Here is a 15,170-nt window from a genome sequence, read left to right as displayed (position 1 = left end):
GGCTTAATGAGCATTAATTTTTTGTGTAAAGATATAAACTCAGTAGGTCCTTAAGGGGGAGGGGGATGCTAATTTGGGGTAATTTACTCCATAGATGGGATCTAGCTATACGGTAAATAGCTCGTTGCTTTATTTGGGCAGCTGCAGGTCATAAAAGTGACTTATGTACCATTTACACTATCACAGTTTGTAAAATAACACTGTGGGGAAGTAAAAATATGCCGAAAGTGCGAAGGCATTTACTCAATAAGCAAATCAAGAATGTTATCTATGCTTGGCTCACATGTAGCGTGATTTTTGGAGTTATTGCCTCACTGTTATATATTCAGAAGCAGCAGTCGTCGAAGCTGCACCTTCAAAATATTGCGCATAAAATTCAATTTGAGCTAAATTCACAAATTCAAATTGTCGATAACTTTTTGATTGAGGCAGAGTCAATCGATATACGGTGCACTCCAAATACGCTTAAGTTACTGCGCCAACAAGTGTTCAAAAACCCAGCGGTCAGTGAAATAGGTATTGTAAGTTCCTCTGGTTTATTGGCATGTAACTCATTTGGACAAGTGACACCTGCTATTCAAACGACTGAGCCTATTAAAGCTAGAGGACTGAGGTATCATGGCCCTATTATTAGTGATTACTTGGAAATGTCTGCATTTGTACTCGCAAGAACGCGTACCGATGGCTACGAAATCAATGTATTATTGCCCTCGACATGGCTTAGAGGCTCTCTTAATTTAGCTCAATATACGCAATTAGATTTTGTTGCGTTGGTTGATGCAGTAACAGGTGTACCTATTATATTGCAAGGGCAATATAGTTTGCCATTGAATAGACCTTTATTTCCGTTAGTAACTCAGTATCAAGAAACGGACTTATTTGATGATGGTAAAAGTAAGTATTTGTCTGCAAAACCACTTTCAGCCATACCGCAACTTGCTTTGGTTGTGGCAAGTAATACCTCAGAGTTATTTCAACTAGACTCACAGCCTCTCTTTATTGTGGCTGTAATTTATGCTGTGTCATGGTTCTCAGTTTGTATTTTTTTAAATTACTACGATAAGCGGCAGATGGGATTGAAATCCCAACTAAAACGGGCAATTGCTCAGCAGGAGTTATTTAATGTATATCAGCCGCAGGTAAATGCAGTAACAAATGAAGTGGTAGGAGCTGAAGTTTTGATACGGTGGCAGCATCCTGTTGAAGGTAAACTGAGCCCCGCGTTTTTTATCCCTGAGGCAGAGCGCAGCGGTGCAATTGTCGATATTTCTATCGAGCAGATGAAACTAGCTTTACAGGAACTCGCGCCCATCTTAGCAATAAACCCATTGTTTAAAGTCTCTTTTAATGTGAATGGACAACTTCTTAGTAATAGGGATTATTTAGGCATATTACATTTAGCCAGCCAAGAGATCCAAAATCTCACTATTGAGCTTACCGAAAGAGATGTACTTTCTCAGTCTGAGGTGAAAAGCATACTCGAAAATATTAAAACATGGGGTGTAGAAGTGGCCATTGATGATTTTGGCACAGGGTATAGTGGGTTGCATTATTTACAGAGTTTTTCAATTGATTTACTGAAAATTGATCAGAGCTTTGTTGCGTCAATTGGCTTAGATAATTTGCAGTCGCCAGTTTTAAACGCAATGATTGAGATGGCTGGCAACCTCAATAAGAAATTGATTGCAGAAGGTGTGGAAACGCAAACCCAAGCAAATTATCTTATTGCGCATGGTGTCACTATTCATCAGGGCTGGCTATACGAAAAGGCACAAACAATCGACTCGCTATTTGAGTTACTCTCAGAACGTAGCCAATTTTCATCTGTGCAATGTAAAGCTGGGTAATGGACATGCTTATTTTGGAGTATGTCTTCATCTTAGCAATGCGTGAATAAACGTAAAGCTGTTTTTATATACAGTTGTTTTGTGTATTCTACTCGAATATAAATATGGAAGAATACATAATGACAGTCACATTTGAAGAAAAAGCCCCTTCACCACACGAATTTTGCGCGCTTCGCGTCACGGCAGGCTTGTCTGCAAAATCATTAGAAGCAGCAAAAATAGGGGTGCCAAACTCTTTGTATAGTATCTCAGTGAGAGACGGTTTAGAGCTCATTGGTATGGGCCGTGTGATAGGCGATGGCGCCTGTAACTTTGAAGTGGTGGATATTGCAGTCGACCCGCGCTATCAAGGGCAGGGGATTGGCCGAAAAGTGATGAATTACATCGATAATTATTTGGCGTCAGTGGTGTTAGAAGGCTCTTATGTTTCAATGATAGCTGATGAACCTGTTTTTTATGAAAAGTTAGGGTATAGGTTAGTTTCACCGGCAAGCCAAGGCATGACAAAAAAATTTAAAGCCAATAATAGGTAAGCGTTACATTAGGCTAAAAATTTAAGATAAACCACAATTTAAAAAGGTGCCATTAAGGCACCTTTTATTCTTAAAAACCCCACTGCTATTATAAATTTATTGTTTGAATACAACAATAAACTATACGTTTGCAATAAAGCAGCCGTAACCTGAAAGCGTAATACTGTCACCATCATACAGGCCGGTATTATGACGTAAATCTGTCTGCTGCTGCGGTGCTGGTAGCATTAATTCGAGCGTCTGCTCTGTAGCATCGAGGTTAAATACACACAGTGTACGTGCTCCCTGATAGCTACGATAAAATGCCAGTATGGGTTCTTGTGTGTCTATAAATTCAATATCACCAAACATTAATGTTGGCATTGTTTTTCGCCATGCCATAAAGTGGCTAAATAACTGCAAAGTTGAGTTTGGCTCTGTGAGCTGTTGTTCGACTGAACAAGCCGTGTGCTCTTGGCAAAGAGGCAGCCAAGGCGTATGTGTGCTAAACCCAGAAAACGCTGCCTGACTTTGCCAAGGCATAGGCGTACGGCAGCCATCACGGCCTTTAAAGGTAGGCCAGAAGGTAATACCATAAGGGTCTTGTAAATCACTAAATGCCACATCAGCTTCACCAAGGCCAAGCTCTTCTCCTTGGTATACACAAATACTGCCACGCAGTGATGCAAGCAATGCGGATAGCATTGTGGCTTGTTCCGGTATTGGGTGGTTACTTGCGCTCCAGCGACTCGCAACGCGTTCTACATCATGATTACTAAAAGCCCAACATGGCCAGCCTTGTGTCATTTCTTGCTCAAGCTTGGTGACGGTTTCACGAATGTACGCTGCACTGTAGTCGTTTGTCAGCAGCTCAAAACTATAGCCCATATGCAGCTTGTTACCATCTGCGGTATATTCCGCCATGGTTTTTAGCGAGTCTTCAGACGAAATTTCCCCTAAGCTAACAGCACCTGGGTAGCGGTCAAGTAACTGACGAATTTCTTGCATAAATGCCAGGTTTTCAGGTTGGGTATTATTATAGTGGTGATACTGGAATGCATAAGGGTTATCTTCACTGAACCCACGGCCTTGTCGCAGTTCTTTTGGCTTTGCTGGGTTATCTCTTAGTTGCGCATCATGATAACAAAAGTTAATGGCATCAAGGCGGAAGCCATCCACTCCTCTGTTTAGCCAGAACTCCACATTGTCTAATACTGCTTGTCGTACTTCTGGATTATGAAAGTTCAGGTCAGGCTGTTCAGTCAAGAAGTTATGCAAATAGTACTGGCATCGTCTTGGTTCCCATTGCCACGCTGAACCACCAAAAATAGACAACCAATTATTGGGTGCACTGCCGTCTGGTTTAGCGTCTGCCCAGACATACCAATCTGCTTTATCATTATTTTTATCGGTGCGGCTTTGTACAAACCAGTCATGTTCGTTTGAAGTGTGGCTGAGTACTTGGTCAATAATGAGTTTTATATCACGTTGGTGTGCTTGGGCTATTAATGTATCAAAATCGTCGAGGCTACCAAACATAGGGTCAATATCTCGATAATCACTAATATCATAACCAAAGTCTTTCATTGGCGATTTAAAAAAAGGAGAAACCCAAATAGCGTCTACGCCTAACGACTTAATATAATCCAGTTTGTTGATGATCCCTTTTATATCACCAATGCCATCACCATTTGTATCTTGAAAACTACGCGGATAGATCTGATAAATCACCGCCCCTTGCCACCACGGATTTTGAGCCATGCACTTTCTCCAAATTTGTGCTCGATGCAGCTTACTCGTTTGGCTTAAATTAAAGCGAAGTAAGTGCAGTGCAATAATGGCTCAAAGCATACGTGATGCGCTAAAAGCTGTAAAAAGGTTGCATACGTATGCAGCAAAAATAGCGATTCTTATACAGCTGTGGGCATGGTGGATTGTTCACGATGTTAAATTGTCAGTTAAGTTAACCAATTTTTACAGATATTGGGTTTAGTAAATTCAGGAAGCCATTATTCTTGAGGATCTCAACGCTTATTTGGTAAGACCAATTTACATTTATGGGTTCTAGCATGCTGTTTCAGAGTGTGAAAAACACGTGTTCGGCCAATTGTATTAGATTGACGTTAATTTTTTAGTAAAGAATAGAAAAATAGCTGTAATAATATAAGGCCCGATGTAATATTGAATAATTCAATATAATACATTGACTTAGTTATTTCTCCTGTGAGTAGGATGTAAATATTTGAAGGTGTAAGAGGTGTTGAATACGTATGCATAAAGTTGTTTATGAAATTAAGAGAGCGCTACTATTCATCCTGACAACAAAAGAAGCTACAGATATGTCTGCTTGTGCCAAACAAGCGCCTATCACGACATATACTCTGGCAATAAAAATTGGGTAATTGGGATAAAACACTATGTCTATGTTCAAACCAAGTATGTTAACACTTGCTCTAATCGGAGCCGGCGTTAGTTCTCATACTGCTTATGCAGCACAAGAAAAGAAAGTCGATTCAGACAAGAAAGTCGAAGTTATCGAAGTTAAAGGCTTTAGAGCAAGCGTAATTGAGTCCATCAATACGAAGCGCTTTTCCTCTGAGGTTGTTGAATCTATTTCAGCTGAAGACATAGGGAAATTACCTGATTCTTCTATTGCAGAATCAATAGCACGGTTACCAGGTTTAACGGCACAGCGTCTTGATGGTCGTGCTAGTAAAGTCAGTATTCGCGGCTTTGGTGAAAACGAAAGTGCCACTACATTTAACGGCCGTGAGCAGGTGTCTATCTCTGACAACCGTGGAGTGGAGTTTGATTTATATCCTTCAGAAATAATGAGTGGCGTTACGGTGTATAAAACGCCGAGTGCCCGGCTAGAAGCTGAAGGCATAGCGGGCGTCATTGACATGCAAACAGTCAAGCCATTGAGTGTGGATGAGCGTGTTGTGCAAGTGAATGGTCAATACGAACAAACCAGTTTTGAGAAGTTAAACCCTGATGGCAATGACGATGGGGTTCGTGGCACGGTTTCGTATATTGATCAATTTGCTGATGACACAATCGGGGTGGCATTCGCCCTGTCAACAATGACGTCGCCAAACCAAGAAAAGCGTTGGAATGCGTGGGGTTACCCAGAGTTTGAAGGGGCTGACGGTAAACAGTACTCAATTTTGGGGGGAGCTAAACCTTTTGTGCGCTCGTCAACACTTGAGCGTGATTCAGCGATGTTGGTATTGGAAGTTGCGCCAAATGACAAATTATCTATGGTATTTGATGCGCTTTATGTTGATTTTAAAGATGAAAAAATCCTCAGAGGGATTGAAATTCCATTTGCATGGGGACAAGGCGCTATTGCTGCTTCTAGCGCGACGATAGATCCTGAGTCTGGGTTTATCAGCAGCGCCGTCACGCAGGGGCAACGCGTTGTTTTGCGTAATGATTATGAAGATCGCGAAGCAGAGCTCACATCATTTGGCTTCAATGCGCAATATAATGTCACTGAGTCTTTGTCACTGGAGTTTGATGCGAGTCACTCGAATGTTGAGAAAAAGATTTGGAGTTTAGAGAGTTACTCTGGTACAGGCCGAGGTGATAATAGAGGTGCAGCAGATAACATCGGTTATACCTTCTCCTCAGGTAATACCGGAGCATTGTTTACTCATGAGCTTGACTATAGTGATTATAACTTAATTAAGATCGGAGGCCCTCTGTCTTGGGGTGCCAGTTCAGTACTTAATGACACCTATGGCGTGTCGGGCACTGAATATGAAAACCAGCTACAAGATGGCTTTATTAATGCACCGACCGTAGAAGATGAACTTAATGCATTAAAGCTGGCAGCAAAACAAGTACTTGATGGTGATCATATTGGCAGTGTTGAGTTTGGGCTGTCATATAAAGAGCGCGAGAAGGTTAAAAGGTCTGAAGGGTACTTCATGACACTAAACGAGTTTTCTTACCCTGACAATACTGGTTTGTTATCAGTGCCTGAAGAATATCGTTTGGGGACCGCTAGTTTAGGCTTTATCGGTATGGGAGACATGATAGCTTATGATTCTCGTGCAATGGTCGCGGATGGAAAATATAGCTTATTAGCTGAAAGCCTGACAAAGCAAGACCATGCAACCAAGTCTTGGGGTGTTGAGGAGCAAGTAACAGCGGCCTATGTGCAAGCTAATATTGATTCAAATATAGCGAGTTTAGCGTTGACGGGTAATGTGGGTGTTCGCTATGTGAAGACTCAGATAAACACCAAAGGCAGCATTGCTAATCCAGATGCTAGTGGTCGAATCATACTAGAGCAGAATAACGTTAGTCATGATTATTCACATGTTTTACCGAGTTTAAACTTATCATTGGCTGTTGATGATACGCAAACTGTACGGTTTGGCATTGCAAAAACGCTCTCGCGCCCTCGTATGGATGAAATGAACTCATCAGTAGCGCGTTCATATCGTGAAACTCCAGACTCTAATGGTAATAATTGGGAGATTAAAGGCGGTAACCCTTTACTTGAACCAAAAGAAGCAGTGGGTATTGACTTAACTTATGAGAATTACTTCAGTGCGGAAGGGTATTTTTCTGTTGTTTTGTTTCAGAAAAACTTAGATGTCTGGATTTTTGATGGTACGACAGAAGTCGATTTAACGGGTGTTGTTAACGCAGCTACCGGTGAAGTACCAGCAAACCCAACAGCTACACAAAGCTTTAAAGTTAATGGCGGTGATGGAGACCTTTGGGGTTATGAGTTATCTGTGGCATTACCGTTTAATGTTTTTCATGACAGTTTAGATGGATTTGGCATGATCGCCAGCCACACCGGCGTTAAGCAAGATGTTAAAGACCAATTTGGTAAAGAGTATAAATTACCAGGGCTGTCAGAAAAAATTCAAAGCTTTACTTTGTATTACGAAAATCATGGCTTTCAAGCGCGCACTAGTATGAGAAAGCGTAGCGATTTTAAAGGGGATATAAATGGTCCTGGCTTTGATGGAATACTAGTAGATATTTTAGGTGAGACCATTTGGGATGCGCAGTTAGGGTATGATTTTGCTGAAGGCGGATTTGATGCGTTAGCGGGTTTGACTGTGAGCTTACAAGTACAAAATATCACAGAGGAACCTTTTACGTCACTTTCAGGCGATAATGCTTTACACGTGCGTGATTATCAAGACTATGGCCGTACGTATTTACTCGGATTTGGTTACAAATTCTAGTAATTAAATGGTGAGTCACTAATATTAAAAAAGCCTTTGTTGCGTAATGTAACGAAGGCTTTTTTATAGGCGTTTTAATTATAACCGCGGAGCATTGGAGAAGGCATGGCAGAACAAAGAATAAAAAACCTCACAATTGTGGGCGGCGGCACTGCGGGTTGGCTTACAGCCTCGTTGTTTGCCAAAGTCATGGGTAAGCAATTAAACATTACGCTTGTTGAATCTGATGATATTGCGACAATAGGAGTCGGTGAAGCAACGATCCCACCGATTTTACCGTTCAATGGTGCGCTGGGTATCGATGAAAAAGCATTTATTAAGGCTACAAGCGCCACGATAAAGCTAGGGATCCAGTTTGAAGGCTGGAGTAAAGACGTACCCAGTTATATGCATGCTTTTGGCGCAATCGGTAAAGACTTTCCTTTTTGCGAATTTTACCATCATTGGCTAGCGGCTAAATCACAGGGTGATCAAAGCAACTTTTGGGATTTTTCATTAAATTATCAAGCTGCCAAACAGCATAAGTTCGCCAAACTTCACACTATTCCTAATACACAGCTCAAAGGCCTTTCCTATGCGTATCATTTTGATGCGCAGCAATACGCGGCATTTTTAAGCCAGCATGCGCAAACGTTAGGGGTAAAGCGTGTCGCGGGCACGGTAAATTCAGTGCGTGTGAATGAAAAAAGTGGTTTTATTGAGCAACTAGACTTAGCCGATGGCCAACAGGTTTCAGGAGACTTGTTTATTGACTGTACCGGTATGCACGGACTATTAATTGAAAAAACACTGAATTGTGGCTTTGAAGATTGGTCGCACTGGTTGCCATGTGATAGAGCGATTGCGATACAAAGTAAGCCGTTAAGTGATGATATTGCGCCTTTTACCCGTTCGATAGCACATACTGCGGGTTGGCAGTGGGAAATCCCATTACAACACCGCGTTGGCAATGGCCTTGTGTATTCAAGTAAGCACATGAGCGACGAAGAAGCCCAAGCGAGCCTTTTAGGTGGTATATCTGGCGATACATTAGGCGAGCCAAAACGTCTGCGATTTCGAACTGGAAGGCGACTCACTCCGTGGTGTAAAAATGTTGTGGCCATTGGCTTGTCGAGTGGTTTTTTAGAGCCGCTAGAATCAACCAGTATTCACCTTATTCAAACCGCAGCGGTGCGTTTATTGAAGTTATTTCCGCAACATGACATAAAGCAAGCAAGTAGAGATATGTTTAACTTTGAGACGCAACAGGAGCTTGAACAGGTGCGCGACTTTGTTATTTTGCATTATAAACTCAACGATTGCGCTGACAGTGAGTTTTGGCGCTTGTGTCATGCTATGCCTATTCCTGACAGCCTCAAGCGTAAAATTGCGTTATTTAAAGAAACCGGAGTCATCCATAGCGAGGTAACAGACTTATTTAGCTCTGTCGCTTGGCAACAAGTGATGTTAGGTCAAGGCGTGACCCCACAGCAGCAACACCCTTTGGTTGATTCATTAAGTGCAGCGCAAAGAGAGGAGTTACTGAGTAACCTAAAAACGTTGATTGATAGTACGGCAGCTGCATTGCCAAAGCATGTGGCATTTTTGGCGTCACACAGTAAGTGAGGGAGCGAAACCTGACCCAGCTATGAATTAGCGCAGTGAATACGTATGCAAACGGTTTAGTCAGGTGGGTGTGCCAAGGTAGACTGCAAGAGATAATTAATAACAATGAAACAATTATGACAACGAGTATGCGCTTAAGCGTGAAAAAAAATGGGCGTGTGGTATCTGGCATTATGACCTGTTTATTGTTGGGTGCATGTACTCAATACACACCTGAATTTGAGGAAGAAAAACAACAGGCGAATACAAAGGTGGTTAACACAAAATCGCCCTCAGACGTTAAGCCTGTTGTTTATCAAGTGTTCACCCGTTTATTCGGAAATACCCAAACCGCCAATATCCCTTGGGGCACCGTCACTCAAAATGGCGTGGGTAAGTTTAAAGACTTCACGCCAAAAGCCCTCACAGAGATTAAAAAATTGGGCGTAACACATATGTGGTATACCGGTGTTTTACACCATGCCATGGTATCTCAAAATAGATTAACTGAGATGCAAAGTGATGATCCCGATGTGGTAAAAGGCCGTGCGGGTTCGCCGTATGCCATTAAAGATTATTACAATGTAAACCCTGATTTAGCGCTTAATCCACAGCAACGCCTTAATGAGTTTTCTCAGCTGATCACGCGTACTCATCAAGCCGGTATGAAAGTCATTATCGATATTGTGCCTAACCATGTGGCACGCAATTATCACTCTACTTCACCCCCTGATGGTGTTACTAATTTTGGTGAAGGAGATGATGTTTCTGTTGAATACGCACGAGACAACAACTTTTACTATGTGACAGGCAAAGCCTTCTCGGTGCCAAATAGTGAGAGTTATAAACCTTTAGGCGGTCAGCCTCATCATTTATCAGATGGTCAGTTTACTGAATTTCCAGCGAAATGGACGGGCAATGGCGCACGTGCAGCGCAGCCTAGCATTAATGATTGGTATGAAACTGTAAAAGTAAACTATGGCGTTAAACCCGATGGCAGTTATGACTTTCCAAGGCTCCCTGCAAATTTTGCAGATAAAGAGATTAGCGAGCACTATGCTTTTTGGCAGCAGCAGAGTTTGCCTAGTAGCTGGTATAAATTTAGAGAAATTGTATATTTTTGGTTAGATAAAGGCGTTGATGGATTTCGCTATGATATGGCAGAAATGGTGCCAGTTGAATTTTGGAGCTTTTTAAATTCCTCAATCAAGACCAAAAACCCTAATGCCTTTTTGTTAGCCGAGGTGTATAACCCAACGTTATACCGGCCTTATATTCACCAAGGTAAAATGGATTATTTGTATGACAAAGTGGGTTTTTATGACAGTTTAAAGGCGCTAATGCAGCAAACAGGCAGCGCAAAACAAGTGATGTCTGCACATCGCAGCGTACAAGATATAGCCACTCATATGCTGCATTTTTTAGAAAACCACGACGAGCAGCGCATCGCCAGCCCACAATTTGTAGGTGATGCACGAATGGGTAAACCGGCTATGGTCGTGTCACATTTAATAAGCCAATCGCCCAGTATGTTGTATTTTGGTCAAACTGTTGGTGAAGATGGCTCAGAAAACGCCGGTTTTGGTCAACCAAGTAGAACCAGTATTTTTGACTATATCGGTGTGCCAGCACATCAAGCGTGGATGAATCATGGTGCGTTTGACGGCGGGTTATTATCGCAAGAACAACGGGCATTGCGTACATTTTATGAAACGCTTATGCCATTAAATAACGCCCCCGCAGTCGTAAATGGAAAGCTGACTACGCTTGAACTTCATAATGGCACAGACACAGCTCAGCAACGAGTCATAGCGTTTACGCGAGAGCATACTCAGCAGCAATTGCTGGTGGTGAGTAACTTTGATGCAAAGCAAAGTCATACAGTGACTCTGAAACTACCAAAAAGCTGGCATAGTCATTCTGGCATTACGGTCACGGATTTGCTTCACACCAGAGCGAATAATCAGATAGATGCGTCAGGGCTTATTACCCTGACGTTAGCCCCGCGTGAAAGCGTGGTTTATCAAAAAGAGAATTAGCCATGCAACAACAAAAACCCAATTTAAGCTTTTGGCAGATCTGGAATATGTGTTTTGGATTTTTAGGGATCCAATTCGGTTTTGCACTGCAAAACGGGAATGTGAGCCGTATTTTTCAAACGCTCGGTGCCTCGGTGGATGATATTCCGATCCTATGGGTTGCGGCACCTCTCACTGGTTTAATTGTGCAGCCCATCATTGGCTATTGGAGTGATAAAACATGGGGCAAGCTTGGTCGACGTAGGCCGTTCTTTTTATATGGCGCATTATTTACTACATTGTGCTTATTTGTGATGCCAAACTCACCAACACTTTGGATTGCTGCGGGTGTGTTATGGATCATGGATGCGTCGATTAATGTCACCATGGAGCCGTTTCGTGCTTTAGTAGGCGATAATCTGAATGAAAAACAACGTGCTACAGGGTACTCAATGCAAAGCTTTTTCATTGGGGTTGGGGCGGTTGTGGCTTCTGCATTACCTTGGATGATGACAAATTGGTTTGGTATCAGCAATACTGCCGCTGCGGGTGAAATACCAGAGTCAGTCAAATATGCATTTTATTTTGGGGGGGGGATTTTATTTGTTGCGGTGATGTGGACCATTATTAAAACCAAAGAATATAGCCCCAGTGAATTGGCGCAGTTTGATGAACCCAATGAAGCACAACTATCACAGAGTCAGCCGCTCAGTATTATTAATTTTGCCAAAGGAGCGTTAATTTTTGGCATTTTAGGCGTTTGTTTACTCAGTAGCGTGGTGGTGTTTACGTTAGAAAAAGAGTTGTATTTACTGGCTGGCTTATTGTTGAGCTTTGCCGTGGTGCAACTGCTCGCGGGTGTATTGCAAAATAAGCAGCAGGTGACAGGTGGATTTTACGAAGTCATTTATGATGTATTCACCATGCCAAATACCATGCGTCAATTGGCCGTCGTGCAGTTTTTTAGTTGGTTTTCACTGTTTGCGATGTGGATTTATACCACATCAGCCGTGACTAGCTTTCATTATGGTACAACCGATCCAACCAGCCAAGCATACAACAATGGCGCTGATTGGGTGGGGATATTGTTTGCCGCTTATAATGGCTTTGCAGCCTTAGCAGCGATATGCATTCCGGTTATGGTTAAACGCATTGGTTTAAAAGGCGCCCACAGTATTAACTTGGTACTGGGTGCAATCGCATTAATTAGCTTCTTATTTATTACAGATCCAAGCTTGTTATGGCTACCTATGGTGGGTATTGGCTTTGCTTGGGCATCTATTTTATCTCTTCCATATGCCATGTTAAGTAATTCAATCCCGAGCCACAAAATGGGCGTGTTTATGGGCATATTTAACTTTTTTATTGTAATACCCCAGCTACTTGCAGCCAGCATTTTAGGGCTTATTTTACGCCATTTATTTGAGAACCAACCAATTTATGCATTAGTGATTGGTGGTGTGTCATTCTTATTGGCAGCTGTATCTGTGCTGCGTATAAAAACAACAACTGCTTAGAGGAATATCATGAAACATTTTAGTAAGCGCTTTATTACTGGTATGACTGGCACCCTGTTAGCTGCATCGTTGGTCGGCTGTCAGCATGCTGAGATGCAAAAAAATACCCACTCTATCGCGCCAGGTGCACCGGGTGATACACCTTATTGGGCCTTTGCAGGAAAAGCCGGTATTGGCACCTCTTATGAAGCTTATTTAGAGGGTAAGTATCGCGACGACGCGAGCACAAAAGAGGTATCAAAGGTGTGGTTCTCTATCGCGCAGGGGATGATCACTGAAACCATGTTTGGCTTAATCCATCAAGCACAACTGAAAGATATGCAGTTCATTGTGACAGGAGTGGATAGCTCAGGCGTCGGGTTCACCATACAAGAAAGCAATGTTGAAGAACTCGATGTTTCAGTAGATTATCTACATAAAGACACGCAGGGTAGGCCATTGTCATTGGCTTATAAAATTACCAGTAAAGACAAACAAGGGCGTTTTAGTCTCGAAAAGCACGTATTTACCGACCCTGACGGGCAAAGTTTATTTGTGCGCGCCGTTGTTAAATCAAATGTGCCGACCTTAAATGCGTATGTGTCCGCTAATCCGTACATCAATAACAATGGTATAGGAGACAGTGCCAAAGTGACCGAACAAGGGCTAGTTGCGTTTGAAGGTGATAACTATTTAACACTGCAAGCTAAAAATGGCTTCAGCACGGCATCGGTTGGTTTTACAGGGCAAAGTGACAATCTAGCGGCATTACAACAGCAGCAAAAAATAGCACAAAAGTATACATCTACAGGCACAAGTAATGGCAATGTGAGCTTACTAGCTGAGTTAGGTAAGGTAGAAAAGTCAGCCACATTTGATTTGGTATTGAGCTTTGCTGATACACAAACCGCCAGCGCTACACAGGCTGAGAAGACGTTATCAAAAGGGTACCAAGCGGTTTTAGATGCCTACAATGGCAAAGGCGAAGCCATTGGCTGGGAAGATTATATCGCTTCTCTTGCGCCCATTGAGCAGTTATCTGAACACAGTGCTGACAACGGTAAGTTATTATTTACCAGTGCCTTGGTGTTAAAAGCACAAGAAGATAAAACCCATGCAGGTGCACTTATTGCCTCGTTATCGAATCCATGGGGCGATACCGTACCTGCGATTAAAGGCCATACCGGTTATAAAGCTGTATGGGTAAGGGACTTTTACCAAGTTGCAATGGCATTTATGGCCATGGGCGATACAGCCACGGCTAAAACCGCATTTGAATATTTAGAAAAAGTGCAGGTGAGCAAGCAAACACCGGGCAACCAAGGTGACACTGGATGGTTTTTACAAAAAACGCATGTAGATGGCGTACTTGAGTGGGTTGGCGTACAGCTTGACCAAACTGCGATGCCGATTATGCTCGCGTGGAAGCTGCACCAAGCGAACGTACTGAGCGATCAAGAGTTACAGTATTGGTACAAAAAAATGCTAAAACCGGCGGCTGAATTCTTAGTTGACGGTGGTAAAGCAAAAATACTATGGAATGACACGCAGATCACACCGCCAGCGACACAGCAAGAGCGTTGGGAAGAGCAAAACGGTTATTCGCCTTCAACTACTGCGGCGGTTATTTCAGGTTTAGTGACTGCCGCGGATATCGCCAAGCACAGCGGTGATAGTGTCGCAGCAAAGCGCTATTTAGAGACTGCAAAAAAATACGACATGCAAGTTGAGGCACTCATGTTCACCCGTGATGGTGTGCTAGCTGAGCAAGCTGGCAGCCAAGTGAGCGATGGACAGTACTTCTTCCGTATTGGGCAAGATTCAAACCCTAGCAGCAACAGCACAATAAACAGCAATAACGGCCGAGTTGGTATGAATAAAAAAGCCATTATTGATGGCGGATTTTTAGAGTTAGTTCGTTATGGTGTGCGTGGCGCAGATGCCCCGAGTATCATAGCAACACTGCCTGAATATGATGATGAAACCATGACCGATGAGCTGAGAGTAAAATACAGTTTTACCTTTGAAGGTGAGTCGGGTACTTATCCTGGTTTCCGTCGTTATGGTAATGATGGCTACGGCGAAGACAAAATCAGCGGTACAAACTACGCAGAAGGCGGCAAAAACACCGCCGGACAACGCGGTCGAGTTTGGCCATTTTTCACCGGTGAACGTGGCCATTATGATATTGCGCTTGCTGTACAAAACAACACTTTTAACACGAAAACAGCCGATAAAATCAAGCACACTTATGTCAAAGGCATGGAGCTATTTGCCAATGAAGGCATGATGCTGCCAGAACAAGTTTGGGACAATGTAGGGGTTAACCCACACGGTTACAAATTTGGTGAAGGCACTAACTCTGCTACGCCATTAGCGTGGACACATGCTGAATACATTAAATTGGTGCGCTCGTTGGCAGATAAGCAAGTATGGGATCATTATCCTGTGGTTGAGAAAGCGCTAGGCCGTTAGTACTTTTAAGTTTATAGAGACCGCT

The 15,170-nt window shown here is 42.7% G+C and carries 8 protein-coding genes; 7 read left to right on the top strand and 1 reads right to left on the bottom strand.

Features of this window, described 5'->3' with window-relative positions; all coding sequences use genetic code 11:
- The first annotated feature begins 218 nt into the window (after window positions 1–218).
- On the top strand, window positions 219–1,847 hold the full coding sequence (locus tag PCIT_RS04465; protein ID WP_010362651.1) for an EAL domain-containing protein: 1,629 nt from the start codon (window positions 219–221) through the stop codon (window positions 1,845–1,847).
- Between the two features lie 119 nt (window positions 1,848–1,966).
- Window positions 1,967–2,380, top strand: a complete 414-nt coding sequence (locus PCIT_RS04460) for a GNAT family N-acetyltransferase (protein WP_010362652.1) — start codon at window positions 1,967–1,969, stop codon at window positions 2,378–2,380.
- A 120-nt stretch (window positions 2,381–2,500) separates the two neighbouring features.
- On the opposite strand, the gene PCIT_RS04455 is transcribed toward PCIT_RS04460, so the two are convergent.
- Window positions 2,501–4,120, bottom strand: a complete 1,620-nt coding sequence (locus PCIT_RS04455; RefSeq protein WP_010362653.1) for an alpha-glucosidase family protein — start codon at window positions 4,118–4,120, stop codon at window positions 2,501–2,503.
- 656 nt (window positions 4,121–4,776) lie between these two features.
- Between PCIT_RS04455 and PCIT_RS04450 the strand changes: the two genes are divergently transcribed.
- The 5 genes from PCIT_RS04450 (at window position 4,777) to PCIT_RS04430 (ending at window position 15,145) form a co-directional block, all read left to right on the top strand.
- Complete coding sequence (locus PCIT_RS04450; RefSeq protein WP_010362655.1) at window positions 4,777–7,572, top strand: TonB-dependent receptor; 2,796 nt, start codon at window positions 4,777–4,779, stop codon at window positions 7,570–7,572.
- A gap of 105 nt (window positions 7,573–7,677) precedes the next feature.
- Complete coding sequence (locus PCIT_RS04445; protein WP_010362656.1) at window positions 7,678–9,177, top strand: tryptophan halogenase family protein; 1,500 nt, start codon at window positions 7,678–7,680, stop codon at window positions 9,175–9,177.
- Between the two features lie 116 nt (window positions 9,178–9,293).
- Window positions 9,294–11,195: an alpha-amylase family glycosyl hydrolase gene (locus PCIT_RS04440; protein WP_010362657.1), complete on the top strand. Its 1,902-nt coding sequence runs from the start codon at window positions 9,294–9,296 to the stop codon at window positions 11,193–11,195.
- A gap of 2 nt (window positions 11,196–11,197) precedes the next feature.
- Window positions 11,198–12,691 carry an MFS transporter gene (locus tag PCIT_RS04435; RefSeq protein WP_010362658.1) on the top strand — a complete coding sequence of 498 codons (1,494 nt, stop codon included), beginning with the start codon at window positions 11,198–11,200 and terminating at the stop codon, window positions 12,689–12,691.
- A gap of 9 nt (window positions 12,692–12,700) precedes the next feature.
- Window positions 12,701–15,145 (top strand): glycoside hydrolase family 15 protein, encoded by a 2,445-nt coding sequence (locus PCIT_RS04430; RefSeq protein WP_010362659.1) that lies wholly within the window; start codon window positions 12,701–12,703, stop codon window positions 15,143–15,145.
- Window positions 15,146–15,170 lie beyond the last annotated feature (25 nt).

The organism is Pseudoalteromonas citrea, assembly GCF_000238375.3.
In the GTDB taxonomy this organism is placed as follows: Bacteria; Pseudomonadota; Gammaproteobacteria; order Enterobacterales; family Alteromonadaceae; genus Pseudoalteromonas; species Pseudoalteromonas citrea.
Note: the sequence above shows the minus strand (reverse complement) of the source record. Positions and strands in the feature narration are given on the sequence as shown.